General features: G+C 51.1%; 21 protein-coding genes. 9 read left to right on the forward strand and 12 right to left on the reverse strand.

Annotation, left to right across the window (positions count from 1 at the left end):
* Positions 1 to 11: 11 nt before the first annotated feature.
* Both IE055_RS11290 and IE055_RS11295 read left to right on the forward strand, forming a co-directional pair.
* Positions 12 to 1,730 carry a sensor histidine kinase gene (locus IE055_RS11290; RefSeq protein WP_189400978.1) on the forward strand — a complete coding sequence of 573 codons (1,719 nt, stop codon included), beginning with the start codon at positions 12 to 14 and terminating at the stop codon, positions 1,728 to 1,730.
* Complete coding sequence (locus tag IE055_RS11295; RefSeq protein WP_189400981.1) at positions 1,730 to 2,428, forward strand: response regulator transcription factor; 699 nt, start codon at positions 1,730 to 1,732, stop codon at positions 2,426 to 2,428. Before IE055_RS11290 ends, IE055_RS11295 begins: the two co-directional genes overlap by 1 nt.
* Before the next feature lie 90 nt (positions 2,429 to 2,518).
* Here the strand turns inward: IE055_RS11295 and bglX are convergent, their stop codons facing one another.
* From bglX to IE055_RS11320, 5 genes are all read right to left on the reverse strand, one after another.
* Positions 2,519 to 4,774: a beta-glucosidase BglX gene (bglX, locus tag IE055_RS11300; protein ID WP_189400984.1), complete on the reverse strand. Its 2,256-nt coding sequence runs from the start codon at positions 4,772 to 4,774 to the stop codon at positions 2,519 to 2,521.
* Positions 4,775 to 5,101: 327 nt separating this feature from the next.
* Positions 5,102 to 5,446: a YciI family protein gene (locus IE055_RS11305; protein WP_189400986.1), complete on the reverse strand. Its 345-nt coding sequence runs from the start codon at positions 5,444 to 5,446 to the stop codon at positions 5,102 to 5,104.
* 94 nt (positions 5,447 to 5,540) lie between these two features.
* Positions 5,541 to 6,077, reverse strand: a complete 537-nt coding sequence (locus IE055_RS11310; protein WP_189400989.1) for a DUF2937 family protein — start codon at positions 6,075 to 6,077, stop codon at positions 5,541 to 5,543.
* A 42-nt stretch (positions 6,078 to 6,119) separates the two neighbouring features.
* Positions 6,120 to 7,718, reverse strand: coding sequence for a phytoene desaturase family protein (locus IE055_RS11315; RefSeq protein ID WP_189400992.1), 1,599 nt, complete (start codon positions 7,716 to 7,718; stop codon positions 6,120 to 6,122).
* 128 nt (positions 7,719 to 7,846) lie between these two features.
* Positions 7,847 to 9,262 carry a hypothetical protein gene (locus IE055_RS11320; protein ID WP_189400995.1) on the reverse strand — a complete coding sequence of 472 codons (1,416 nt, stop codon included), beginning with the start codon at positions 9,260 to 9,262 and terminating at the stop codon, positions 7,847 to 7,849.
* 269 nt (positions 9,263 to 9,531) lie between these two features.
* On the opposite strand from IE055_RS11320, the gene IE055_RS11325 reads away from it, so the two are divergent.
* The gene (locus tag IE055_RS11325) at positions 9,532 to 11,025 is read left to right on the forward strand and encodes a right-handed parallel beta-helix repeat-containing protein (protein ID WP_189400998.1); all 1,494 of its coding nucleotides are present in this window, start codon (positions 9,532 to 9,534) and stop codon (positions 11,023 to 11,025) included.
* Between the two features lie 311 nt (positions 11,026 to 11,336).
* On the forward strand, positions 11,337 to 11,678 hold the full coding sequence (locus IE055_RS11330) for a hypothetical protein (RefSeq protein ID WP_189401001.1): 342 nt from the start codon (positions 11,337 to 11,339) through the stop codon (positions 11,676 to 11,678).
* 14 nt (positions 11,679 to 11,692) lie between these two features.
* Here the strand turns inward: IE055_RS11330 and yghU are convergent, their stop codons facing one another.
* Positions 11,693 to 12,571 (reverse strand): glutathione-dependent disulfide-bond oxidoreductase, encoded by an 879-nt coding sequence (yghU, locus tag IE055_RS11335; protein WP_189401003.1) that lies wholly within the window; start codon positions 12,569 to 12,571, stop codon positions 11,693 to 11,695.
* Positions 12,572 to 12,692: 121 nt separating this feature from the next.
* Between yghU and IE055_RS11340 the strand changes: the two genes are divergently transcribed.
* Positions 12,693 to 13,889, forward strand: coding sequence for a serine hydrolase domain-containing protein (locus IE055_RS11340; RefSeq protein WP_189401007.1), 1,197 nt, complete (start codon positions 12,693 to 12,695; stop codon positions 13,887 to 13,889).
* Positions 13,890 to 13,900: 11 nt separating this feature from the next.
* Here IE055_RS11340 and IE055_RS11345 read toward each other — a convergent pair whose 3' ends face one another.
* The 4 genes from IE055_RS11345 to IE055_RS11360 all read right to left on the reverse strand — a co-directional run bounded on the left by IE055_RS11345 (position 13,901) and on the right by IE055_RS11360 (position 17,194).
* Positions 13,901 to 15,682 carry a DUF885 domain-containing protein gene (locus tag IE055_RS11345; protein ID WP_189401011.1) on the reverse strand — a complete coding sequence of 594 codons (1,782 nt, stop codon included), beginning with the start codon at positions 15,680 to 15,682 and terminating at the stop codon, positions 13,901 to 13,903.
* 79 nt (positions 15,683 to 15,761) lie between these two features.
* A complete protein-coding gene (locus tag IE055_RS11350) occupies positions 15,762 to 16,415 on the reverse strand; it encodes an LON peptidase substrate-binding domain-containing protein (protein WP_189401014.1) in 654 nt (217 codons plus the stop codon).
* A 55-nt stretch (positions 16,416 to 16,470) separates the two neighbouring features.
* Positions 16,471 to 16,818: a DUF4870 family protein gene (locus IE055_RS11355; protein ID WP_189401017.1), complete on the reverse strand. Its 348-nt coding sequence runs from the start codon at positions 16,816 to 16,818 to the stop codon at positions 16,471 to 16,473.
* A 67-nt stretch (positions 16,819 to 16,885) separates the two neighbouring features.
* Positions 16,886 to 17,194 carry a DUF3622 domain-containing protein gene (locus tag IE055_RS11360; RefSeq protein WP_189401020.1) on the reverse strand — a complete coding sequence of 103 codons (309 nt, stop codon included), beginning with the start codon at positions 17,192 to 17,194 and terminating at the stop codon, positions 16,886 to 16,888.
* 189 nt (positions 17,195 to 17,383) lie between these two features.
* Between IE055_RS11360 and asnS the strand changes: the two genes are divergently transcribed.
* From asnS to IE055_RS11375, 3 genes are all read left to right on the forward strand, one after another.
* Positions 17,384 to 18,781 carry an asparagine--tRNA ligase gene (gene asnS, locus IE055_RS11365; RefSeq protein WP_189401024.1) on the forward strand — a complete coding sequence of 466 codons (1,398 nt, stop codon included), beginning with the start codon at positions 17,384 to 17,386 and terminating at the stop codon, positions 18,779 to 18,781.
* A gap of 570 nt (positions 18,782 to 19,351) precedes the next feature.
* A complete protein-coding gene (locus IE055_RS11370) occupies positions 19,352 to 20,089 on the forward strand; it encodes a helix-turn-helix transcriptional regulator (protein WP_189401027.1) in 738 nt (245 codons plus the stop codon).
* A gap of 248 nt (positions 20,090 to 20,337) precedes the next feature.
* Positions 20,338 to 23,256 (forward strand): TonB-dependent receptor plug domain-containing protein, encoded by a 2,919-nt coding sequence (locus IE055_RS11375; protein WP_189401029.1) that lies wholly within the window; start codon positions 20,338 to 20,340, stop codon positions 23,254 to 23,256.
* Positions 23,257 to 23,324: 68 nt separating this feature from the next.
* On the opposite strand, the gene IE055_RS11380 is transcribed toward IE055_RS11375, so the two are convergent.
* Both IE055_RS11380 and IE055_RS11385 read right to left on the reverse strand, forming a co-directional pair.
* Positions 23,325 to 24,476: a serine hydrolase domain-containing protein gene (locus IE055_RS11380; RefSeq protein ID WP_189401032.1), complete on the reverse strand. Its 1,152-nt coding sequence runs from the start codon at positions 24,474 to 24,476 to the stop codon at positions 23,325 to 23,327.
* Between the two features lie 129 nt (positions 24,477 to 24,605).
* Positions 24,606 to 25,361 carry a sugar-binding protein gene (locus IE055_RS11385; protein WP_189401034.1) on the reverse strand — a complete coding sequence of 252 codons (756 nt, stop codon included), beginning with the start codon at positions 25,359 to 25,361 and terminating at the stop codon, positions 24,606 to 24,608.
* Positions 25,362 to 25,851: 490 nt separating this feature from the next.
* On the opposite strand from IE055_RS11385, the gene fbaA reads away from it, so the two are divergent.
* Positions 25,852 to 26,922, forward strand: coding sequence for a class II fructose-bisphosphate aldolase (fbaA, locus tag IE055_RS11390; protein ID WP_189401037.1), 1,071 nt, complete (start codon positions 25,852 to 25,854; stop codon positions 26,920 to 26,922).
* The last annotated feature ends 21 nt before the right edge of the window (positions 26,923 to 26,943 follow it).

A 26,943-nucleotide genomic window follows, 5' to 3' on the forward strand; every position in this document is an offset into this window, starting at 1 on the left:
CCGTGGTGTAAATGAAACGTCGATTCCCCATACTGCTGATTCTATTTGTGTGCCTGCCGCTGGCTGCTTTGATGTGTCTGGGCGGGCGATTGTATCAACAGGAGCGGGTAGTCAGGGCGCATCAGGCACAGTCATTGGCGGATGCGCGATTGCTTGAAGCGCAAGGCGTGATCGATGATTACTTTAAACAGTTGCAACAAGAGTCGTACGCCAGTCTGCAATTTTTGGATTTGAGCGTCGGTCTAGATGCCGCAAAGATCGCGTTGATTCGCGCACTGGTTCAGTCTGACCCAATGCTCGATCAGGTCTTCATCCTGCGTGCAAACGGTGATCGACTATTTCCACCTCAAACGAACCAAGCGTCGTTGAGCGAGCGTGAGTTTATTCAACAAACACAGCGATTATGGCAAGACCCGAGTTTGTTTTACGCCAAATTCAAAGAATCTGAAGAGGTATCCGCCAACCACAATCAACGGCAGCGTTACTCGCGCGCTGCGGAATTAGCCGATGTATTGGATGAGTTTGCGAACCGAGACGAAGCCGGTATGCCATCAAAGGCGTCGGTGCCAGCCGCAATCGCCAAGCAAAAAGTGCAGGAACAAGGTTGGACCACCTGGGATATTGGCACAGAGACACAGACGTTTTATTGGTTTCGCGATGCGCGTGAACACTTGATTGGGCAGAAGCTGTCAAACGCGTTCTGGTTGTCTGAGTTGATCAATGTGTTGCCGGATCGGCGCGAAGCGTTACGTTTGGGTCGGGCTCGTGTGAAACTGTTCGACCGCCAGCAGAATGTTGTGTATCAGTGGGGTCAATACGAGGTTCCAAATGATCAGGAAGCGATATCGCAGCGACTCTTGCCGTATCCGTTGGATGGCTGGCGATTGGCGTATTACGCGCCAAGCACGGGATTTACCAGTGCGCTACAGAGCCTGGTGTTCTACGCCACTTTACTGGTGTTGGGGATGGCGGTGGCCGTGATCGGGTTTTATCTCCTACGTGAATTGCGACGCGACATACGGCAAGCGGAGCAGCGTGTCACCTTTGTGAATCAGGTGTCACACGAATTGAAAACGCCACTCACCAATATCTGCATGTATACCGAAATGCTGGACTCTGAACTAAGCGACGATGCGCAGCCAGATCGTGACCGTTTACAGAAATTCAGTGGCGTGGTGCGCGCAGAGAGTCAACGTCTGGCGCGTTTAATCAACAATGTCCTAAGCTTTTCACGTGCGAGACAACACCCGATTACAGTAAGGCCCGCACCGCATAGTTTGGACGATATCGTACGCGCAACAGCCACGTTGTTTAAACCTGCGCTGTCTGCTAAGGGCATCGAGCTGACGATGGAATTAAATGCGCCGGTAAAGGTGATGGTGGATGCGGCGGTGGTTGAACAGGTTTTGAATAACCTGTTGAGCAATGTGGAAAAGTACGCTGCTGAGGGTAAGTTAGCACGAATTCGAACCGTCTATGCAAGCGGGGTATCACAAATAGAGGTCATTGATGCTGGACGTGGCATTGATGTAGAACAGAAGGAACGCATCTTTGAGCCATTCGAGCGTGGCGGTAGTCGTTTGACTGAGGGCGTCTCCGGGACCGGCATAGGCTTGAGTATTTCGCGTGATCTGGCGCGCGCGCATGGTGGCGATTTGACGCTAAGCTCGGCAAGTTCAGGTGCACATTTTATCTTACGACTAAGCACACCGCAGGCTGAGGCAGGATAATGAAATTATTGATTTGTGAAGACGACCAGTTGATCCGCGACGGGCTGTACGACATCTTGTCTGCCGAAGGCTACTCTTGCTCAATGGCCGAGGACGGCAACGTGGCGCTGACGCAGTATGCCGCCATGCAACCGGATATTGTGTTGCTTGACATCATGATGCCGGGCCGTGATGGCTATGCTGTCTGTCGAGAAATTCGCGCGCAAAACGCTCAAGTGGCGATTCTGTTTATTAGTGCTAAGTCTGAGGAAATCGATCAGGTGCTCGGTTTGGAACTGGGTGCCGACGACTACATTATGAAACCGTTTGGTAAGCATGAAGTGGTGGCACGCGTGCGGGCCGTGGCGAGACGTTACCGGCTGGCAACGAGCACCGATCAGGGACAGGCTCAACTGCCCAGTTTTACGATGGGGGATCTGCGCGTAAACATGCAAGAACTGCGTGCCACACGTGGTGATCAAACAATAGATTTGAGTGTGCGAGATTGCAAAATACTACATTTACTTCATCGTCGTGTTAATCAGGTCGTTACCCGTGAAGAACTATTTAACCAAGCCTGGGGACGAACTTACTTACCGAATTCACGGACCTTGGATCAGCATATCTCGTCATTACGAAAACGGGTTGAGTTGGATCCGTCGGCACCGTGTCTGATCACCACGGTGCATGGTGTCGGATACCGCTACGATAGCGCTTAGCAAGTGTGTCAGACGCAGCAACATTATCGCTACGTCTGACCTGAGTTAGGGCGTTTTTATTTAGCCTGCTAAATTTACCTAGACTTCGGATTAGAGTGAGAACTCGCCGCGTAAGCCTTGGCGTGAGCTGGTGCCGACCATGACGCCAAACTCACCTGCTTCAACCAACCATTCGCCATGTTGATTGAAAAACCCAAGGGTTTCGTCATTCAGTATGAATTCGACGGTTTGATTCGCGCCCGGTTCAATGGCGACTTTGCGGAAACCCTTCAGTTCTTTGACGGGGCGGGCAATACTCGCGACCCTGTCATGCAAGTAGAGTTGAACGACTTCTTCACCAGCTCGTTTACCCGTGTTCGCCACGTCCACGGACACACGAACTGCACTTTTATCGCTGGCATCAATACGCAGGTTTGACAGTTCAAAGCGCGTATAACTTAGACCGAAACCGAATGGAAATAACGCGTCGCTCGGGCTGTCGATATAGTGCGACCAGAAAACATTCCCGTCCACGTTTGCCGGTCTACCCGTGTTCATGCGGTTATAATACAGTGGCATTTGCCCCACATTGTAGGGAAAGCTCACCGGCAATTTGCCTGCAGGATTATGATCACCAAATAATACCTCGGCAATCGCATTGCCGCTTTGGGTGCCCAATTGCCAGGTGACAAGAATGGCAGGAATATGTTCAGCAGCCCAAGGCAACGCCAATGGCCGGCCGGTACTCAACAGTAGTACGATATTTGGGTTGGCGGCGTGTACTGCTTCAAGCAATTCTTGCTGTAGACCAGGTAAGCCCAGGTCGGTCCGGCTGCGTCCTTCACCAGACTGGAAACCATGTTCGCCGAGCATCATCACCACGGTGTCGACTTGTTTGGCCAGTGCGACGGCTTCGGCGATGCCGCTGCGATCGGTTTCATTGACCACAATTTCTTGTAGAAAACTCTCTTCACCTACAGACAGCTTAACTCCTTGTTCAAACGGAATGTCCTGACGATATCGGGCCACTGCTTCGGTTAGTGAGACTGCGGTGTTGTCAATCGAGCCGATGCGCCAACTGCCCAGCGGACTGTTCTTGTCATCGGCCAGATCACCGATGATGGCGAGCTTGCCTTTGGTTTTTGACAACGGCAGTAGTTGATTTTCATTTTTAAGTAACACCATCGACTTCTTAGCCACGTCTAACGCCGCTGCATGGTGCTTTGGATGATTAATCAACGTGCTTTCGCGTACTGAGTCCGCATAACGATACGGGTCGTCAAATAAGCCTAAATCGAACTTCACTTTCAAAATGCGGCGCACCGCGTCGTCAATGAGTGTTTCGTTTACTTTCCCAGATGCAACTAGCGTCTCTAGATGCTTAATGTACATGTAGCTCTCCATGTCCATGTCAGAGCCTGCCGTGACCGCCAGCTGAGCGGCGTGTTCCAGATCATTGGCAAAGCCATGCAAGACCATCTCTTTACCTGAGCCCCAATCCGAAATCACAAACCCTTGAAAACCCCATTGGCCCTTTAAAATGTCGCGTTGCAAAAATGTATCACCGGTAGCTGGAACTCCGTTCAGGATATTGAACGCGTTCATGATCGTTGCTACTCCGGCATCAACGGAAGCTTTAAACGGTGGTAACACAACGTTGTAGAGCGTCGGGGTACCAAGGTCGACTGTATTGTAGTCGCGCCCGGCTTCAGCGAAGCCATAACCTGCAAAGTGCTTGGCCGTAGCAGCAATGGTGTCTGCGCGAGATAAGTCATCACCTTGAAAACCTCTGACACGCGCGACGGCTACTTTTTGCGCCAGGTAAGTGTCTTCGCCAGCACCTTCCATAACGCGGCCCCACCTCGCATCACGAGAGATATCAACCATCGGTGCGAAGGTCCAGTTAATGCCGCGAGCGGAAGCCTCAACCGCGCTTAGTCGTGCGGATAACTCGATCGCATCCAGATCCCAACTAGCGGCTTCTGCCAATGGGATGGGAAAGACGGTGCGATGGCCATGTATGACATCCAGACCAAAAAGTAATGGGATGCCAAGACGCGACCCCTCCACTGCCAATTTTTGCAGTGCGCGTACGTCTTCAACACCGCTAACATTTAACACCGAGCCGACCAGCCCCGTGCGGATATGGTCGTGCTTATTTTTGGCATCGCCCTCGCTGGGAGCCGGCCCTGTCACGTCCCAGAAACCGTTGTACTGATTCATTTGACCGATTTTTTCGGTCAAGGTCATTTTCGCCAGTAAGGCCTCAACGCGAGACTCGGTGGATTCGCTGGCGTGCGTGGAACTAATGGTGAAGATTAAGCCGGTAATTAAGATCTTAATTACCGCAGACAATAGGGTTCTCATTGCGTATGTCTCCGATGGTTTGCTTGGTGCGATTATTGTTGCTTTTATTATGAGTGTCGGCCGCGAGCGGTTTTGCCGACAATTTTCTAATTAAATTACATAATCCGGTAAGCCATGGTGGAAGGCAAATCGATGCCAATACCGATTGGCTACTGTCTTGTTGGCGCCTAAGTGTGCACACATAGGACGTCAGGTCGCTTCTTTGTGACCTCAGCGTAGTCGAACGGATTTATTTCTAGCTCGCACAAAAATGTAACATAATTACACAACTTTGTCGTTCAAGGGTGCAGGGGAAACGTGTGGCTGATAGAAATCCAGGGCTTAGATTTAGCCGTTGTTTTTGCCTGTGCCGGGCATGACGCCCGGAATGCCGCTAATCCAATACCCGGCAGAGGGATTAAACTTCACAAAGGCAACTTCGCTGTAAACGCCTGCCTGTGCGTAGGGATCATACTTCATGAGTTTACGAGCCACCGCCATATCGTCGGTGTCAAAGATGAAGCAGGTGCCTTCCTGAGTATCATTCTCAATGGCATTTGGGGTTTGGCACATAGCGCCGGTAACGCATACCAGCGCAAGCACAGTATCGATGTACTCGGCGTGAGCAGCATGGTGTTGTTGGCGCAATTCAGATGCATTTTCGGCATCCTGACACATCACGAGAACGGGCATGACGAAGTCTCTTTAACTATTTTTATAATGCCTTGTACCCTACCATATTCACTCGGCAGATACGTCATCGAATCGAACACTGCGTGTGTAAGGATTAACGTGGTGGTCGGTGTCGTAACGGGCGGTGTGAACGAGCGGGTCGATTGAAGATGAGGCGCAGCAGACCAAGAATCAATTCGAGAATGACGCCCAAAGACAGGCCGACGATCAGCCCCGTGACGATGGCATGACTGTTCAACATGACTGAAAAGTCGTAACTCTCGACGGCTTGGGCACGAATATCTACCACCGGATTAAACAGCGTTTGTACGTAGGGTGACCACCAACTGGCGGTAAATGCTTGATAGGCAGACTGGAGATATTGCTGACGCTGGTACAATTTACCGATATTGCCACCGCCCTGCTGGACAACTTTGTCCGGATTGTTTTGGTAGTGGCTGACGAGTTTTTCGATACTCCCGTCAAAGTAGCGATCCGCGTCCTTTTGAAAGTCACTAAGACTACGCTCTGATTCGACAGTATGTGCTTGCAAGCGCTGACCATACTGATCGACGAAGCCAGGAACTTGGATTCCCAGCAACACACCGCCAACAAAGAGCACCAGTCGGATGTATTCGAATAATCGCTTCATGGCGGTAACCTTACCATCTAGTGCTGCTGGTGGATACGCGAATTATCGTGTACGTTGCCACCAGCGACGGTCGCGCAGTAACTGCTGAGCGGCGTTGTGCCCAGGCGCGCCGGTGACGCCGCCACCTGGGTGCGTGCCGCTGCCACACATGTACAGGCCTTTGACCGGGGCACGATATGCTGCTTGCCCCAGAACTGGGCGCGCGGAGAATAGCTGATCCAGACTCATGCGGCCATGAAAAATATCACCACCGATTAGCCCAAAACGCTGCTCCAAATCCATTGGACTGAGAATCTGGCGTCCGAGCACAAGTTGTTTGAATCCTGGCGCAAGGCTGTCTACGCAATCGATGATGTGGTCCGCGGCGCGCTCACGCTCCGTTTGCCAGCTGCGTCCATCTGGCAGGGTGTAGCTGAATTGTTGACAAAACAAGCTCGCGACATGCTTGCCTTTAGGTGCGAGTGAATCATCCAAGGTGGACGGAATCAGCATTTCAACAATCGGCTGGTCCGACCAGCCACGTTGCCGTGCGGTGAGCCACGCTCGGTCCATGTACTCGAGACTGGGTGCCATGATGATGCCAGCGGTCAAATGATCTGGGTTTGACGGCGCTTGGCGAAACTGGGGTAGGCTATCCAGTGCCACGTTCATGCGAAAGGTACCGGAATGTGACTTGTAGTTACGTATCTGGGTGCGAAATTCCATGCTAAGCGTGTCAGGGGACAGCAATGATTCGAATAAAATTTTCGGGTGCACTGAGGATGCAACGTAGCGGCAAGGGTAGTGCTTCTGTTCGCTGACCACGGCGCTGACGCCCTGGTTATTGGTCTCTACTGCGGTCACGCTGACGCTGGTTTCAATATGTACGCCAGCGGATTCACAGGCACGGCGCATGGCTTGCGTAATCGCACCCATGCCGCCGATTGCGTGTCCCCAGGCTTCGCGTACACCGGCGGCTTCACCGAACACATGGTGCAATAACACATAAGCCGAACCAGGTTCGTGTGGAGAAGCAAAGTGTCCAACTACGGCATCGAAGCCGAACAGCGCTTTTACCAATGGGTGCTCGAAATATTGGTCCAGAATCTCGCTGGCAGATTTAGTGAAAAAGTCCAGTAACTTGCTTTGTGAGGTAAGCGACAACTTGCTCGCGGTGCGCCCCATTTTAAGCAGGGCAACCAGGTCTGCTAGGCCACCTCCCGCATTCGGTGGCACTTCCAACAAAAACTCACGCAACCAATCAACAATAGCATGCAGGTCCTGCTGATAACGCAGATATTGTTGTGCATCGTGCGCGCTGTGTCGGGCGATTTCTTGCTGGGTAAGTCCGTTGCGACCGGCCAGCAGATAGTCATTCTTAGCCGGTAAAAAATTATCAATTTTGCGCAGAACCACTTTCAATCCATGCTGCTCAAGCTGCATGTCCTGAATGACTTTGGGCTGCAATAGAGAAACAGTGTACGACGCCACGGAATTGCGGAAACCTGGGTGAAACTCTTCAGTGATTGCCGCACCGCCGACCTCATGATGACGTTCCAATACGCAGGTTTTGAGGCCTGCACGGGCCAGGTAATAGGCGCAAGTAAGACCGTTGTGACCGCCGCCGATCACCACGGCATCCCAAGCGGTGGTTGGAGTCATAGTGTTAACCGTGTTGTTATTATTGTTTAACTAATTATCACCGTTGGGGTTATCAAGAGACGGAACACACGATGATGAGCCTCGTCCACACGTTTACAAGCAAATAGGAGAAAATGCCAGTTCGTACATCAGTCCTCTTCTAACAGCATCAATATCGCAGTTAAATCGATAGAACCAGAGAGAGGCACTGTTATTTGCCAGTTTTCTGCTTCAAACTGCGATGAAAGTACGAATTTAGTCGCGCTCGTTACGCCTGGGGCACTGTATTTCGTACCTTCTCGATAATAACCTTCTTTTCGGAGCTTTGAGGAGGAACACCCTGATTCGCAAACAAATTTGATTCGTTGGTGATCAAGTTTTCGTGCGGTGCCGTCTGGCCAGGGATTGATCAGTTGATCCATGTATTCAATGGAAAGGATTACGGGTTCGGAAGCCAACTCGCCCGGGGCGATCTGAAAGTCTGCGCTAGACACGATTTCAGTTCTCGTTTTGTTCTGATAATCAAAGCATGCATTGGCGGACCCAAAGTTGATTTCGCTAGGGGCATCGATGCCGCAAGCGAAATAATTTGTATGCCGCTCGATGATTAGTTTACCGGATACTCCTTCCTCTACATCTACGCTCTCGGGTCTTGATGCGACTACCGTGAGTGGTGAGTTTTTACGTAACACAATAGGTGTCGGCAAGTCGAAACGGAACGTGTCATCGCTCTTCGAGATTTCTAAATTAATCGCTTCAGAGCCGCTTAAGCCTCGATGCGTATAAAGTCGATTTCCATCTGCATCCAAAAATCCTGACTTTATCAGCCCCAAGGAAGCGCATTGTGCTGAGTCACATAAATACCCGAATCGGAAGTCATCTGTCCTAGCGACTGCTAAGCTCTCTGTGTCTACTTTGTAGCGAAATCCGATCTGGGTGTGCCCAGCGGGAATGGTGACCTGTTGTGGCTGTGGGTAGATCCAGCTACCGTAGCAGCAACTACCAAAGTCTAAACCGACAAGCGTTAATGTTAAATCTTGAGTTAAACGCGTGTCGCTCGGTAGTTTGATCGTACCATTAATATGCCCATACCGTGGTAGGAGCACAGGGTTGACAACATAGCCGCCAGCTCGCGCATGTTCGCCAAACCTTTCGGCGTCGTTGTATCTATTGTTTGCAGTGACACCGCCTTCAAGCACAGCAAGGGCAGCTTCCTGGATATTAGCTGACTGACAGTTTACTTGGCATTCTACGATGACACGGAAAAAGTTATGCGACGGGTATGTGCCTTCGGGGTTGGCGCTTCCTGCGAGCGCCCAGTCGAGTGTTTTTTCATAAGCGACCGCACGTTGACCTGCTGGAATTGAGAACGGCAGCGCAACCGAGTTCTCAAACAAATCCGCCGTTGTTGAGGTGCCGTAAACAAAGTAAATTTGGCCCGATACCGCAATGTTCTTGTCAGTCTCTGCGTGTCGAGTAATGGCACCTGTAAACGTGACGGATTGCGCCATCGCTGTCGAACAACAGAAGATTTGAAAAGCAAATAGGGTAAGTAATTTTCGCATTGTTATGTCCTTTCATTCCAATAAAACGCAATCCCAAATTGGAGATCAATAGCATAGCCTGCTTGGTATTCAACTTACCAGTTCTTGGACGCACTATATAGCATTTATTCTAGCGCTAAGAAGCGAGCACGATGGCATGCTTTGCTTATCCTTTGGCAGAGTTGGCGTTTTCCGATCAGTTTGTAATGCTAGAGTCTGCTACTCTAGATCTTTCGATGGGTCGGACTGATGTACGTTAGGGGTTTAAACAGCTTCAGAGGAAAACGACTATGCGAACCGGTTTCGCTGGATGGCGGTGGATAGTTGGCGGTGTGTTATGGCTCGTCGTGGGCACTTTCGCGTCTGCGCAGACTTTTTATGTGGCGACCTCGGGCAGTGATTTGCCCGCGAATGGGAGTGCCCAAAACCCATGGAAAAGCATTAGTTATGCATTCGATCAGGTGCCGGATGGCGCAACGATTTTGGTCTCGCCAGGTCTGTATTCAGGGCGCGTGCGCCTGGATCGACAATTCAATAATGGCATTACGATTCGGTCTTCGCTGCCATACCAAGCTCGGCTACGCCATGATGATGGCGCGGTGGTGATTTGTTATACCTGTGCCGGTGTCACCCTGGAGGGGTTTGACATTGCGCATGCGGCGTCGAATACCGGTGCGCTGGTAATTCAAATTCAGACCACGCAAGTATCGCGCGTGACACTGCGCGATAATATTATTCACGACAGCACCAATAACGACCTGCTTAAGATCAATAATGGCGCGCGTGAGGTGTTGGTGGAAGGTAATATGTTCTACAACCAACAAGGCTCGGATGAACACATTGATGTGAACAGTGTCGAAAATGTCACGATTCGCGACAATATTTTCTTCAATACCCGGTCTCAGTCATCAACCAGTTCGTTCATTGTGATCAAAGACAGTAACGGCAGCAGCGACGGGATTCTTGGGTCACGACAAATCCGCGTGCAACGCAATGTCTTATTTAACTGGCAGGGCAGTGATGGTCAGAGTTTTATTCGGGTCGGCGAGGATGGCACAGCCAACTACGAAGCACAGGACGTGCTGATTGAAAACAATCTGATGCTCGGCAATTCCAGCCGCATGCAGCGCAGTGCGCTGACGGTACAAGGATCGCGTGATGTGACTTTTCGTTTCAATACGGTGGTCGGTGACTTGCCATCGCGCAGCTTTGCTGCCCGTCTGTTGGCGGTTGGAAGTAATCAAGCTAATCAGAATATCCAATTGAACAATAATATCTGGTCCGACCCGTCCGGCAGCATGGGGTCGGAAGGCTTTACCGGGGCGGATGTGTTTGATGCGCCAACGGGTGATAACGCCTCGGTGGTATTGCAACGCAACCTCTATTTCAATGGTGGACAGGCGATTCCGGCTGACACGTCACAGGCAGTTCGGTTCAGTCAGGACGCGCAGCGAATTGTCGCGAACCCGCAATTGCCAGCACTATCCGGCGTGCCGATGCCAAGTTATAACGGGAGTTCGTTCAATGGTGGATTCAACAACATTCGAGCGGTCTTCGTGCATTTGGTGAACCGTTATGGTCGACCGTCACAGAACAGCGTGGTGGTGAATGGCGGATTGGTGGCTGGGGCACCGCAGGTCGATATTCTGGGCGCTTTGCGTGATGCACAACCCGATATTGGCGCGGTTGAAGTCGGTGCAACCACACCGCGACCACCGGTGAACCGTGGACCAAGCAAGTTTCTTCCCAGCTGGATTATGATCTTGCTCGACGAAGCGGGTTAAAAAAGCTCATCCCTGAGCGCGGTTTCCCTATGCAGTGACCCGCGGTTGGAAAGTCACTGCCAGTCAGCGGTGTACGGTGTTGGGTTCGTGTTGCGCTGAAATTCTTAGTGGTATCTATGTAGTGCATGAAATCGGCAGAACTCTCACCGTTTTGGTTAACTTTTGGTTAGATTGAGGCGGTGAGTACCGTTTATCGCAGCATTTGAACCGATCGTCGAATGGCGCTACGTTTTCGTGCGCAACTCCGATACTGTGGCAGCGTGTAGGGGGAATGGAAAACCACTTCGTGTGGCATCCCAGCGAGGTCAATTATGAGCTATCATCTATCCGTTAATCGTGTTGCGGCAGGGAACAGCAAGACGTCACCAATTTCAAAATCCGAATGGTTGTCCTGTGTCGAAGATGACGATGACTTTTCCTGCATCATCGACGAGGGCGACAGCGTCTCGGCCTTGTTTCAACAAGGCAGTCGAGCCGAGGAACTGAGCTGGTGCGACGGAGTGATTGATGTCTATCAACCGTCCGACGTCTTGCTACAAAAACTGGCGCGCTTGGCGACGTCATTGAACGCAACGGTGGTTAACCATGTGAACGACGCCCAACAGCCTCGGATGTCAGACATGCTCTCTGTCGTCAGCGAGCTCAGTCTTTGATGCAATTGCGGATCTTATGACGCGGTGTCGTCGTTTACTTTATCCTGCGTGTTGGTATCAAAGTCATCCGCCGAATGTCGCTCATGCAGCCGCCCTTTGGGGTTGCCCCAGGTGCGATTTACCATCTGGCCGCGCTGCACGGCATCGCGCTGTTTGATTTGTTGGGCCCAGCGCATCACGTGTTCATACGACTCGGTTTGCAGAAACTCGGCAGCCTGGTAGACCTGATCTAAGGCTAACGCGCCATACCATGGCCATACTGCGATGTCGGCAATTGTGTAGTCCTGACCGCCTAAGTATTCGTTCTCGGCTAAGCGCTGGTCGAGGACATCCAGCTGCCGCTTAACTTCCATCGTGAATCGATCAATCGGATACTCCATTTTATACGGGGCATAGCAGTAAAAGTGCCCGAAGCCACCACCCAAGTATGGTGCGCTGCCCATTTGCCAGAACAACCAGTTTAGCGTTTCGGTTCGTTGACTTGAATCTGTCGGCAAGAACGCGCCAAACTTTTCGGCTAGATACAATAGGATTGCGCCGGATTCGAACACGCGCACGGGTTCAGGGCCACTATGATCCACTAGCGCCGGAATTTTGGAGTTTGGATTAGCTGCGACGAAACCGCTACTGAACTGGTCACCGTCATTAATTTTAATGGGGAAGGCATCGTATTCTGCGTCTGTAACGCCGTTGGCGAGCAGTTCTTCGAGCATAATCGTGACCTTTACGCCATTGGGAGTCGCTAAGGAATAGAGTTGCAATGGATGTTTGCCGACGGGCAAATCCCGTTCAAACCGACTGCCCGCCGTCGGGCGATTGATGTTGGCAAATTGGCCACCGTTTTCGTTCTCCCATTGCCAGATTTTGGGAGGGGTGTACTCGTTTTGGCTCATAGTAAATTCTCGTTTTATGAAGTGGAGAAGGTTTAGTTTGGTATCGCAACGTTAGCTGCGCTACAGTGAAGTGAATTCATAATAGCGAAGTCTACACAAACGAATTAGGGTGGAGAAAGTCATGAAAAATAAATTGTTGATGCTCGTCGTTAGTTTTCTATGTTGCACTGCTCAGGATTTAGTTTGGGCTGAACCAAGTGTCGACCCGGTCAGTTTACCGCAAGACAAGAGTATTCTGTTCTGGAGCACAGCGCAGCGTTCATTGGCGTTTCGTATCATGGAGAAAATTGCACCACATCGTGTCGTAAAGCGTAGTGCGCGTGTCAGCAAGCTCACGGATGGAGCACCGCTTACGATTTTGTCCGACGATGGAAAACCGTTTGATCTAGATCGTTATATGCAAGACCAGCAAACCGCTGGAGTTATTGCATTGCACAAGGGCAAAATTCGGTTGGAGCGCTATGGCTTGGGGTTCGATTCTGAACAGCGCTGGACTTCCTTCTCTGTTGCCAAGTCATTTACCTCCACATTGGTTGGTGCAGCCTTACAGGATGGTGCCATCGAGAGTCTCGATACGCCTATTACGCGATATATTCCTGAGCTTAAAGACAGTGGGTATGATGGCGTTACGGTAGAGCAATTATTAACCATGCGATCCGGTGTGCAATGGAACGAGGACTATAGTGACCCGAATTCAGATGTGGTGAAATTTGGCCAACAGAAGCCGATGGATGGAATCGATCCAGTCATCAGCTACATGCAAACCAAGCAGCGCGATGCGGAGCCAGGCAGCCGCTGGCAATACAATACTGGCGAAACGAATTTGATCGGCGTGTTGGTTGCCAAAGCGACGGGCAAGACGCTGGCTGACTATCTGAGTGAAAAAATCTGGCGGCCACTCAATATGGAGTCGGATGCGATCTGGGTGCTGAACGCGGGTGGTTTTGAAATTGCTGGGTGTTGTTTGTCAGCCCGTCTGCGAGATTATGCGCGTCTCGGTGTGTTTGCACTAAATGGCGGCCAGATTGATGGTAAACAAATTGTGCCTGTGGGCTGGTTTGAACGCGCCGGCAGCAAGCAGGCCGATATTGGTCGGGACGGATATGGTTATGGTTACCAGTGGTGGACCTACGACGATGGTAGCTTCGCGGCACAAGGCATCTTTGGCCAGGGTATTTTTATTGATCCGAACCGTGATCTGGTTATCGCGACCAATGGAAATTGGCCGGTTGCGACGGGTGATGCGCTAAAAATTCAACGAAATGCGATGTATCGAGCAGTCCAACGTACCTTGGACACTGAACTGCTCGACCAATAGGCTTACTTGGATCAGGATTTTACCGCGTCTTGTTGCGCGGCAATCCACTCGGTCATAATTGTCTCCAGCAAGGAGAGCGGTATGGCGCCGTTCTCCAGTAGTTTGTCGTGGAAAGCGCGGATATCGAACTGATTGCCAAGCGCCTGTTCCGCACGTGCACGCAATTCGCGGATTTTCAGCTCACCGGTTTTATACGCCAAAGCCTGACCCGGCCAGGAGATGTAACGGTCGACTTCGGAGGTGATGTTATTCATCGATAAGCCGGAATTGGCAGCCATATAGTCAATTGCTTGCTGACGGCTCCAGCCTTTGCTGTGTAGTCCAGTGTCGACAACTAATCGGCAGGCGCGCCACATTTCGTACGACAGGCGCCCAAAGTTAGTGTAAGGCGTTTGGTAAAACCCGGTTTCGAGCCCCAGTCGTTCGGCGTACAAAGCCCAGCCTTCCACAAACACGGTCTGCCCACCGTAGCGACGGAATTCAGGAAGATCGAGCTCCTGAGCCAGCGCAATCTGCAAGTGATGTCCAGGGACTGCTTCGTGCAAGGTCAGTGCTTCGAGTTGATACAGCGGTCGTGTTTCCAACAGGGTGGTATTGACGTAATAAAAGCCGGCACGCGAACCATCGCCGGCTGGTCGACTATAATACGCAGTGGTGGTTTTCTCGGCGATATCCAGCGGGATTTCCTTGAGTCCGTAAGGCATCCGTGGGAGTTTGCCAAACAGTTTTGGCAGTTCACCATCCATTTTTTTTGAGATTGCCGCAGCCACTTGCATCCGTTCTTCGGCGGTTTTTGGATAGAAGTCCGGATTGTCGCGCAAATATACCAACCACTCGTCAAAACTGCCTTCGAACTCGGCTTCGCGGATCACATCCATCATTTCCGCTTTGATGCGCGCTACTTCAGCCAAGCCAATCTGGTGCACTTCATCCGCACTGCGATCCGTGGTGGTAAAGCGCTTAACACGATGTGCATAGTAGGCTTTGCCGCCGGGCATGCTGTCGGTGCCAACTTCGTTGCGGCACTTAGGCGCGTACTCCTCACTATAAAAAGTTGCATATCGCTGCATCGCTGGCAGCACGGCGTTCTCGATGGTCTGCGCTGCTTGCTCACGCAGCTGCTTGAATTCTGAGTCCGACATGATGCTGGGCTGTGAATCAAACGGGTCAAGAAAAACACTGTCTTCCAGATGCTCTGGCAGGTGCGCTGAAATCGACTTCTCATAGCCTTTCATGGTGACGCATGGTTGAACCCAACCGGCGTCTAATCCGGCTCGCACTCGCTCTGTTGCGCGTTGCAGATATTCTGGCATCGCGCCCAATCGTGTCACATAACTCTGGTAGTCCGCCTTGGTGAAAAATGGCAGGCGTGCAGGCAACTGAGTCAGGTTCATATGCGGACCACCACGATTGGTGATGATCATATACTTACCTCCATGCTCACTGGCCTCGATGCTCGTCTCGAGGTTAAGTTTGAGCAAAGCGTAGTTAACTTGGTGAGCAGCACTTAATTGGGTGGCGTCGATGGTGGCTAAGGCTTGAGTGAAATCTTTTGCCTGTGCAACTTCGCGGTCGTAAGCTTCGAGTGATGGGTCGCTCAGTAAGTGATCATATTGTCGCGCGCCAAGACTGGTGGCAAACGTTGGGTTTTGTGCCAGTTGCGCATTCCAATGCTTTTCTAAAAGAGCCTCAAAGGCAGTATCGGCATCCGGTGCGGCAAGGACTGTAGGGGACAGGATGGCGCTGGAGAGTAATACCGCCCAGGCCCAGAGTTTGCATTGGCGTCGTTTCATAGTGATGGTTCGCTGAGTTAATAGGTGCCCACATCCTAGTGCAGCCCAGCGTGAATGGCCAGAAAAACTGTCGCGCGTCTTACTGGCGCGACTTAGGCTCGTCGTCTTGTGCGCTGAGAATCGCCGTAAAGGCAATAATCCTGTTGGTGTTGTTTTGTGCTTCCAGAAGCATCTGTTTATTCGCGGTGCCAAGGGGGAGCAATCCAATCAGGCTGGCCATCAGTGACTCACCGGATAATTTGTCCAATAGTTGCCAGTCTGCCTGCATCTGGTTGTTTTCCAAATAGCGATGCAGGGCAGCACGAAACAAAGCCAAATGGTCAGCAGCGATGGCGTCGGATTCTGGAGAACGAATGTCGTCAGCAAATTCTGTCCAGTCTGGCGTTACGCGGCGGTATCCGTTCACTGGATCAACTTCATGTGCGACCTTGAACCGGCAGGTCCCGGTTAAGACGATTTCGAGTTGACCATTTTGACGTTCAACGTAATGGGTGATGCGCCCAGCACAACCAACAGCGTAAAGAGTGGGTGGTTCCGCGTTGTCACTCGGCTGGATCATGCCGATCAATTGATTGCTGCGCATCGCATCTTCGACCATATTCAAATAACGTGGCTCAAAGATGGTCAACGGCAGATTCGCATGTGGCAGCAACACCGCCTCTGGCAAGGGAAATACCGGCAACAGGGTCGGCAGCTTCGAAAACGTAGGTAGAAAAGGGTGTCGCGTAGCCATTGGTCAATTAAAACAAGTGCTTTGTGAGGATGCCGACAAGCGTCGATTACCTTGGTTAAATCGGGTACGGTTTATCGTCGACCAATTTGACCATGCCGTTAATCATGCGGTATGCGATCCACAGCCAGAGGATACCTAGAATGGCGTAGCCGACCAACACAAGGACCAAAATGCCGCCGATAATGGTCCACAACACTGACCACCAGAAAGTGCGAATCGCGTTGGTATAGTGGCTGTGATAGACCGTGCCAACGGCATGTTTACGTTTGATCATGGCCCACAGCGCGCCAACCAAAATCGGAATCGCGGTCAGCAAGCCGATGGTCATTAGAATATAGGCGATCAATGCATGGGTTTTGGGTTCGCTGTCCGGAACCTGCTCATGATCGATGATGGTGCTCATTCATTCTCCTGTCGTGCAGCTACGGAACAATTTCCTAACACAAAATGTGGTGATGATTGGGAAAACTTCAAGCATCCGATTCTGGACTCTTCGCCTTGCGGGCTTCATAGGCGGCACGACGCCGGTCCGCACGGTCACGTTGTCGCTGCTCTAATTCGGCTCGATGCGTTGCGTGTTTGACGTTGCGTTCCTGTTGCGCCGTAACGTATTTTTGTAGTTCGGACTGACCCCATTCCCGCGCATCCGCTTCGTCAGCAAACCCATCTTGTTGCTTGCTTACGGTGCGTTTACGTGAGGTGACTTGTCGTGTGATTTGTGCACTCCAGGCATCACCATCCTGAAACACATGCACGTTGTATTTTTTGTTTTCAACCATTCTGGCGATACCTCAATAAAGGGTTTGGAAATCGGACGCGAAGGCTAGCAGTTTTTTACAAAAAAGGAATCGAATCCGATGAAATAGTCGGTTGCAGCGCGTTAAAACGTTATAATTCACGCTAATTTGAGGTCAAGCATACGCTTGAGCCTCCGGTACTATGACGATAGCAAAAGAGAGACAGTCAGAATGAACAAATTTTCCGTTGCCGAGTTGATGCGTGGCGCTGTTGCGTTGAACGAGCAAGTGGTCATTAAAGGTTGGGTGCGAACCCGCCGTACCTCAAAAGCCGGTATTTCTTTCGTGGCCGTGCACGATGGCTCATGTTTCGATCCGATCCAAGTGGTGGTACCTGATTCGCTGGCAAATTATGAATCTGATGTGGTTCACCTAGGTGCTGGATGCGCGGTCATAGCGACCGGTACGCTGGTGGCATCGGAAGGTCAGGGTCAGTCGGTAGAAATTCAAGCCTCTGAGATCGAGGTGGTTGGCTTGGTGGAAGAGCCTGATAAGTATCCAATTGCCAAGAAGCGACACACATTTGAGTATCTTCGTAGCCAGGCGCACTTAAGGCCGAGGACCAACGCCATTGGTGCGATCACGCGCGTGCGCAACACGCTGGCGAACACCATTCATAACTATTTTTATCAACGTGGCTACCACTGGGTAAATACGCCGATTATTACGGCCAGTGACGCGGAGGGGGCGGGTGAGTTGTTTCGAGTTTCCACGCTGGACCTCGCCAATCTGCCGAGAACCGACAAGGGCGAGATTGATTACGCGCAAGACTTTTTCGGTGGTGAGAGTTTTCTTACAGTTTCGGGCCAGCTTAACGTTGAGGCGTACTGTTTGGCGATGTCCAAGGTGTATACCTTCGGCCCGACATTCCGAGCGGAAAACTCCAACACGAGTCGTCATCTGGCTGAATTCTGGATGGTCGAGCCGGAAATCGCCTTCGCTGATTTGGATGACGATGCAGCACTCGCAGAGGACTTTCTCAAAGTCTGTATCCGATCGGTATTGGAGGAGCGCGAAGACGACATGGCCTTCTTCCAGCAGCGGGTGGATAAGGAGGTAATTAATCGACTCAGTAATGTGGTTGATTCGGGGTTCGTCCACATGGATTACACCGATGCAATCGACATTTTGCTTAAAAGTGGTCAGCAGTTTGAGTTTCCAGTTCAATGGGGTATGGATTTAGCCTCGGAGCATGAACGTTTCCTCGCAGAACAGCATGTCAAAGGGCCAGTGGTTATTAAAAACTACCCGAAAGATATTAAAGCTTTTTATATGCGCTTGAATGATGATGAAAAAACCGTGGCCGCGATGGACGTATTGGTACCGGGTATTGGTGAGATCATCGGCGGTAGTCAGCGTGAAGAACGACTCGCCCAATTGGATGCCCGCTTTCCTGACCCTGAAACGGCTGAACACCTGTGGTGGTATCGCGATTTACGTCGATATGGCACCGTGCCGCACGCAGGCTTTGGCTTGGGGTTCGAGCGTCTGATTAATTACGTGACAGGTATGGAAAATATTCGTGATGCGATTCCGTTTCCGCGCACACCGGGTTCCGCTGCTTTCTAGTGCATGAGGCCGAGTGTGATGAGTGAGCGAAGTTGATAGCTGCAACTTGCAGTGTTGCTCCGATTGTCTATTGCGACCGTACCAAAAGGTTGAATGAGTGTGGGATCGGCGATGTGCAGTCGCACGTGGGCGGTGGTGTGGTTTAAGCCGATCAGGACGCGGTCATTACAGAAAATCACACGCGTTGTGGGTGTAGCGTGCATTGAAAGCTGCTAATGACCAGTCTCTCACCTGCGCCGTCCACCTAGGCAGATATCAGGGAATTCGGTCTCGCGGGTATTGTGCCGACCGAGCCCGACGAGAACTTGGCGTTGATCTAGAGGAACTGCTTAAAGAAATAGCGTCAATCACCGAGCTGTTAACCCGACTGTCAGTGTCGACGAGAGTGAGGGTGATCGGGCCACCATCTGGGACAGACACGCGTGGTGTCAGATCGGCGATCATAGCCGTGCACACGGGATGCTGGCCAATTGACGCTGGTGCCGTTAAACGATAACCTGTGATTCACTGCATTCCATTTATTGGGAATGTTTGCTTCTGATTTAGGGTCATAGGGGCTTAATTCTCGTCGTGCTAGATAGAATAAATGAAGTCGAGGCTACTCGTTCACTTAGTGAGTTTTGGCTTAAATGTGAAATGGTAATCCTGGGGTTGGGGTTTGATGGCTTCGTCTATACGATTGCGAGCAAGGTGGGTAATGACTTCTATTACTACGACAACCTTGGCTTACACGATCCCGGTGACTCGGCCTTTTACGACCCCTTCCTCGAATTCTGTTGTCATAGTTATGATCCGGTGCCAACCGGCGTTGAATTTATGGCAGACTACAGCTACATACCTCAGTCTGCGGTTGATTTTATTCAACACGCAGCAGATAAGACCGGGATGATTTCTGGCCTGGGCGTACCGGTTCGGTTAGCTGGTTCCAACCGCTATGGTGGGTTTAATCTTTTAACGCGTAAGCCACGCGCGGAGTTTGAAGCGTTCATCTCAGAAATGCAGGAGCGGACTCAGCTTTTTTGTGTTCTAGCGCAGCGGCATATTGAGCAACTACTGGATCAGGAACAGATTCTCATGCAAGGTGCAGAGCAGTATTCGTTGGATGATGCTGAGAAATTGGGAAAATTGACGACCCGAGAACGTGATGTTCTGCGTCGCTTGGTCGATGGTATCTCACGTAAGGCATGTGCTCATCAACTGAGTTTAGCTGAGTCCACGGTCGACTCGCACATTAAAAGTATCTACCGCAAACTGGAAGTGCATAATCGCGTCGAAGCCACCAAGGTTGCATTCCAAGGCGCCTTATAATGGTCTGGCAGATCAGGTCTGCCGACGAAATGAGAGCCGCTCACCGGTAACCCAGATAGCCACGCCGTTTTGCCGACCAAGCTGGCAGCAAGTGCCTAGGTCGCCCATGATCCTGATTGATGACATCGGCGTTGGTGGCAAGAATATCTAGACATGTTGTCGAATTTTGGGTCCAAAGATTGGCACTTGTCCGCTATTTGGTCGATGTCTATACTCTTACTTTCCTACATTAGACAAAAGAGAGAGTTATGAAGATTCCTACCAAAATGAATCGCTTGTTTGTTGGCACTGTCTTCGCCGCAAGCGCTGTATTAACTCCAACGATTGGCTCCACCCAGACTCCAGGTGCGTCCCCGTCGTTAGAGGAAATCGTTGTTACAGGTTCGCGGATTCGCCGCGACCCCTTAAACGACACCGCCCCGGTGATGAACATCGGCGTTGCTGAACTGGATCAGACCGGCGTGACCAACCTAGGTATGGCACTGCAGCAATTGCCAATCACTGGTTCCGCGATCAATACCCGGTTTAATGTTCCGGGTAATTCCGGATTTCCACAAGATGGTTCTGGCATTGGCGCAGGTTCTGCACAGTTGTCGCTGCGTAACGTGGGCGCCAAGCGGACCCTGATTCTGGTTGACGGGCGGCGTTGGATCGCCGGTGCCTCGGCATCGGGCGTGCCGAGTACCGTGGATTTGAATACCATTCCAGCCAATATGGTGGAGCGAATCGAGATTTTGCAGGATGGTGCTTCGGCTATCTACGGCTCGGATGCCATCGGCGGTGTGGTGAATGTTATTACCAATAAAAACTTTGACGGTTTGCGCTTTGACTATCATGTGGGTGAATTCCTCGATGATGGCGACGGTACTGATACCGATATTTCGGTGTTGTGGGGCGGCGGCAGCGATCAGGCGCATTTCGTGTTCAGTGCCAGCTACACTGAGGAAGGCGGGGTATTCACCGCCGACCGCGCACGGTCTGCATTTCCTGTACCAGACACCACCAGCTGTGATGTGTCGGGCACTCGATGTTCCTCTTATACTCCCCAAGGTCGGTTTATCTTAGGACCTAACTTTGACTTCGCCGACTTAACCTTAAACCAAGGTGCGTTGAATGATGGTGGCGCCAATATTCCTGCATTTGACCCCAATAATCCGACCAGCGGGGATTTCAGCGGCTTTACCTCAGCAGACCGGTTCAACTACAACGGCGCTGGCTTTAACTATTTGCGCACGCCGAGTGAGCGCGTGAATTTGTTTACGCACGTCGACTATGCGCTGACCGATGACATTAATTTGTTTGCGCGCGCGTCTTACACCAACCGAACCTCCGATACCCGCGGCGCGCCTGAGCCACTGTGTTTGGGTAATGGTTGTGGTAATCGCATTCTGGATAACTTCTTTATCTCTGCTAACAACCCTTACAATCCCTTTGGTATGGATTTGTCAGTGGCTAACGGCAATTTAGAATTCTTCGGTCGACGGCCGCTTGAATCGGGTCCGCGTTTGTTTTCACAAGATGTGGATACGTATTTTTTTAGCACTGGGCTGGAAGGTAAGTTCGAGTTAGGCGACCGGTCATTCTTTTGGGACGCCACGGTGAGCTATGGCGATAATCAAGGTTTTCAAGAGAAGCAAAATTCACACAATGCCGCACGCCTGCAGGTCGCTATGGGCGATCCGTCTGTCTGTGCAGCGACACCAAATTGCGTACCATTTAACTTCTTTGGCGGGCAAGGGCGTGATGGCAGCGGTTCTATTACGCAAGAGATGCGTGATTTCGTAACCTACACGCAGCGTGACTTCAGCGAGCAAACGCTGTCGGATTTTGCGTTCAATATATCCGGTGATCTGGCGACGCTCCCAGCGGGGCCATTGGCGTTCGCTACCGGTTTCGAATACCGCGATCATGAAGGCGCTTTTCGGCCAGACCCAATTGCCGCACGTGGCGAAACGGCGGGCATTCCATCGGGTGCGACGCAAGGTGCATTTGATGTTACCGAGATCTACGGTGAATTAAATATTCCGATTCTCGCTGACGTTCCATTTGCACGCTATCTTGAAGCAAATCTGGCTGTACGCTCTTCGGATTACAGCACCTCTGGTTCTGAAGGCACTTATAAATTGGGTTTGCTGTGGCAAATCACCAATGACCTCTCAGTTCGTAGCTCGATTTCAACTGGTCTACGAGCGCCCGGTATTGGCGAGTTGTTTGGTGGGGCAGCACGTGAGGACTTCACGTTCCTTGACCCTTGTGCTGATTATTTAGGTCAGCTGGGCTCCAATAATGGTGGTCGGGATGCGCCACAACCGCAAAACGTGATCAATAATTGTTCCGCGCTCGGTGTCCCTGCGGGGGTTGCTCAAACTAACCCGCAGTTGTCAGCCGTCTCTGCCGGGAATGCGAACCTGAAAGCTGAGACTTCAGAGAGTTGGACCGCAGGTCTGGTGTATAACCCCGATGTCGACTGGGCAGATCGTTTCACTGCGTCAGTCGACTTCTACGATTTGGAAATTGATGACGCGATTCAGGGGCTTGATCCGGGTGATGTGCTCACCGCTTGTGCCAATACCGGTGATCCATTCTTTTGTAGCGGTATTGAGCGTAGTTCCTCTGGCCGCGTGAATCTGGTTAATAACCAATTGCAAAACATTGGCGGAATCGAAGCCTCGGGTGCGGATGTGATGTTTAACTACCACACCAACCCATTTTCCGCAGGTCAATTTACCGCCCGTGTGAATGCCACACTGCTGGATAAATACATCGAGCGAACCGCAAATCCAGATGGCAGTGAAACACGCAATGATCTGACTGGTCGCCATACAGATGAGACATTTGAGCGCGCGTTTCCCGAACTGCGTATGACCACCACGCTTGGTTGGCGTAGCAATGCAAATTGGGACGGTTCAGTGAGCTTCCGTTACACAGACAGTATGGAAACTGCATCGGGCGAAGAGCTTGACTCAGTGGTGTTTACGGACGTTCAATTCAGTTATGTTCCACCAGTTGCTGATAATTCGATCAAATTCACTGTTGGTTTCAATAATGTGTTTGATGAAGATCCGCCAGTGCTGGATACCAGCTTGGTGGGCATGAGTCTGGTATCACACGATATTCCGGGGCGTGTCGGGTATTTGCGAGTCAGCTTCACACCTGGTGCTAACTAGGCGAGTAATGGCGTATTAATAAAAAGGCGCTGTCTTTGCGAACAGCGCCTTTTTTATGTGTTAAGTGATCAATATCCGGGCCAAGCTTCCTCCTCGGCGATGAACTGTGCCAGCTGTGTGATGACATGGAATCCATTGTCTGAGTTAGTCATGATTGCCACGCCCATCCCCGCTGACATATGGCCTTTGATTAGAGTTTGGAAACCGTGATTGGCACCGCCGTTGGTGAAGTAAGCGTGCTCGCCATGTTTTTCAATATCAAAGCCCAGTGCGTAGTTGTAGGCCACAGGAGTCAGAAGCTCATTGGCGGACTCGCGACTTAATCCTATGGCCGACGAACCCCTAAGCGCATTCTGTATCTCGACCACGAACCGGGCCAGATTTTCGGCTGTGCTCCAGCCGCCCGCAGCAGCCAATTCAGGGTAATCGAAATGCTTTTCTTTTAACGGGTTGCCGAGCTTGTTATGCCCGGTACTAGCTCGACGCAACAGGTGTTGTGGCAACGGAAGTTCAAAGCTGGTATTGGTCATGCCGAGTGGTTGCAGTATCGACGTATCCAGTATGTTCGAAAATGATGTGCTACGTAGATCCATCAGCGCTTGCTGAATGACCGAATAGCCACCAGCTGAGTAGCGATAAACCTTCGGTGTGCCGTTGAGGATGACAGAGGGGTCGCCGTTGGGGGTCTGGCCGCTTAGGATTTGTCGGATTGTCGGTAGTTTGGCACCATGTGGATAACCGGTGTACATTGTGATGTTGGTGCCCGCAGTGTGACTCATGAGCATCTCGGGAGAGATGCGGTGCTTGCTCTCGTAACGATCCTCCACCAGACGCCAGGACTTGAGTATGCTGTTGATGTCGGCATTCAGGCTGAGTTGGTGATCCTGTAGGGCTTTGATCATGGCCACTGCCGCCAGCGACTGGCTCACGGAACCGAGCTGAAATAAGGTGGTATCTGTGGCCTCCAGATTGGAGTTGCTGTCGCTCTCACCAATGGTTATCACGCGTTTGACTTGGAAATCTTCGATGATGGCAACGCTCACTGCCGGAATCTTGTGCTGTTTGAGAAAGCTTGGGATATCGTTGAAGCTTTCGATCGTTTTCTTGCCTTCAGGTTCGCAGCCGGTCAACAACAAAAGGCCAGCCAGAATTGAGATTGAATGCCGTAGGTGTTGGCGAAATCCAGCGCGCTTGAACAACTGACGATAGTAAGTTGGCATGGGGAGCAACCTCCAAGAGGTAGGATATTGTCAGAGTAGGGTGTTAATAGCTGTTTATATTACCAGCTTCGCGCGGGATGCCCAAGCAGGCCAGGTATGAAGCCAATATGAGTCCTGATGCCTGATGCCTTATTTCTGGTTGGCTGGGTTAGCCAGGGTCAGCGTGCCAAACACACTTGCGTCAATGTAACCTCGATTCTTGTCACCATTCACGGGTTCGATGTCGTGTGAGCCGATGAAGTGCTCTCGGCCTTTGAACCCGTCACTGTCGCAGTAGGCCAGCATGAAACCCAGTTGCTTGCCAGTCGTAAGTGTCACTGGCTCGGCCGTGTTATCGTGATCGGTAAATGAGTCGGGGTAAATGCTGATAGCGGCTTCCCAAATAATTTTATTACCGTCCTGCATGCTGCGTTTCCAGCTACTCGTCACGTGATCATTCAGTGTGCGTGGCTTTCCGTTACTATTAAAATCGACCGATTGGTTGTCCAACGCAATGTGATACGCGAACGCGTTATAGCTGGCGAGGTGGTTGCCACCGGATTTGTCTTCGTCGATAAACACTTCCAGCGTGTCATCGTCCCAATAAAATGACAGTGGGTCCGGATGTGTGTCGATTACTACATCGTCGGTGATTTCTGCCAGAAGGTAGAGTTTGTCCGGTGTCCAGACAACTTTATAGCGACCTTGAAAGTCGTCAGCGCTCGGTGCCTCACCTAAAATGATCTGGTCGATCTGTGCCCAGTCAGCTTGTTGCCAAGCCGAATCATTCGCAATGCCGTCGATAGATGGCGTGGTGTCGGCTAAGGGAGCTTCATAGGCAAATGTTGGTATTGTCGCCGTCAGTAGTGCGCTGACTACCAGGTTGATAACGTGTTTTTTATTCATTTTCTTTCCATGATGTTGGTTTGTGACGCCTTCGAAGTATACCTAACACGGCATACCAGTCACACATGACCTGATTTCAGCGACGAGCTTGAACGTGTTTGGCGCGTATAAATTTATGTAGTCGCACTTAGTTGGTCGCCGTCGATCAGGTCGGACAGTATAGTACCGCCCGAAATCGAATTATCTTTATTTAGAGTATTTGATTTCGGGTGTAGTGCGGGTTCCTCTTTTCCTCCTCTCTCCTCTCTCTCCCAAGGAAGAGGGCCCAATCCAACAACGCTGACTATGAGAAGGTCAGCGTTGTTGGGTAACTTGCATTTGACGTTATTGGCGCGTCAGAAACCTTGTAATAGTCAAAATTCTTTGTGTGGATGGAATAAGCCGACAATTATTTGAGTGAGCGTTTACAATACGCTCGAGAGGGCGGTCGCGCAGAAATGCTTGTGCACACAGCGGCCGAAAGCTAATCCAGATTTGAGGAGAGTTAAGCATGAGTAAGTTTCGTGCGGGCGTGTTGTATGGTCAAGAACTAATCGATGTTTACGAGGACGCAAAAGCGAATGGCTACGCGTTACCCGGGGTGAACGCGGTTGGCACTAACACAGTAAATGGCATACTTGAGACTGCGGCAAAAGTCGCGTCGCCAGTGATTGTTCAGTTGTCGTTTGGTGGAGGGCACTTTTACGCCGGTAAAAGTTTGCCTAATGATAATCTGCAGGCGTCGGCCGCAGGCTGTCTATCGGCGGCGCATCATGTGCATCAACTGGCTGAGATGTATGGTGTGCCTGCTATTCTGCATACCGATCACTGCTCCTTATCCAACATCGCGTGGATTGATCACCTGCTCGACTACCAAGAGAAGTACTATGAGCAATTTGGTCGGCCACTGTTCAGCTCGCACATGTTGGATTTGTCGGAAGAAACGCTCGAAGAAAATATCGAAATCTGTGAAAAGTATCTGGCTCGCATGAGCAAGATAGACGTTGGGCTAGAGATCGAGTTGGGGATTACCGGCGGTGAAGAGGACGGCGTTGATAACTCTGAAGTGGATAGCAGTAAGTTGTACACGCATCCACATGATGTGTTTTACGCGTATGAGCGATTGAGCAAAATCAGTTCGAACTTCACCGTGGCAGCTGCGTTTGGTAATGTGCACGGCGTGTATAAGCCAGGGAACGTTAAGTTGTCGGTAGAGATTCTTAAGAACTCGCAAAACTACGTGGCGGATAAGATCGGTCGCAGCGGCGAGAAGCCAGTAAGTTTCGTGTTTCACGGAGGTTCAGGCTCGTCAGAAGAGGATATTAGTCTGTCTATTGACTACGGGGTCATTAAAATGAACCTTGATACAGATATGCAGTGGGCTTTTAGTTGTGGCTTGCGCGATTATTTTGCGGAATATCAGGATTATGTCGCAACACAGATCGGTAACCCAGACGGTGATGATTTGCCAAATAAGAAGTATTACGATCCACGGAAAATGCTACGTAAGGCTGAAGAGTCCTTCATTGCGCGGCTAGAGAAATCATTTGCTGATCTCAAGTGTATTGGCCGAAATCGCTAAACCGTCACGCCTAGCCGTAGC

The sequence above is a fragment of the Arenicella chitinivorans genome, assembly GCF_014651515.1.
GTDB classification, from domain to species: Bacteria; Pseudomonadota; Gammaproteobacteria; order Arenicellales; family Arenicellaceae; genus Arenicella; species Arenicella chitinivorans.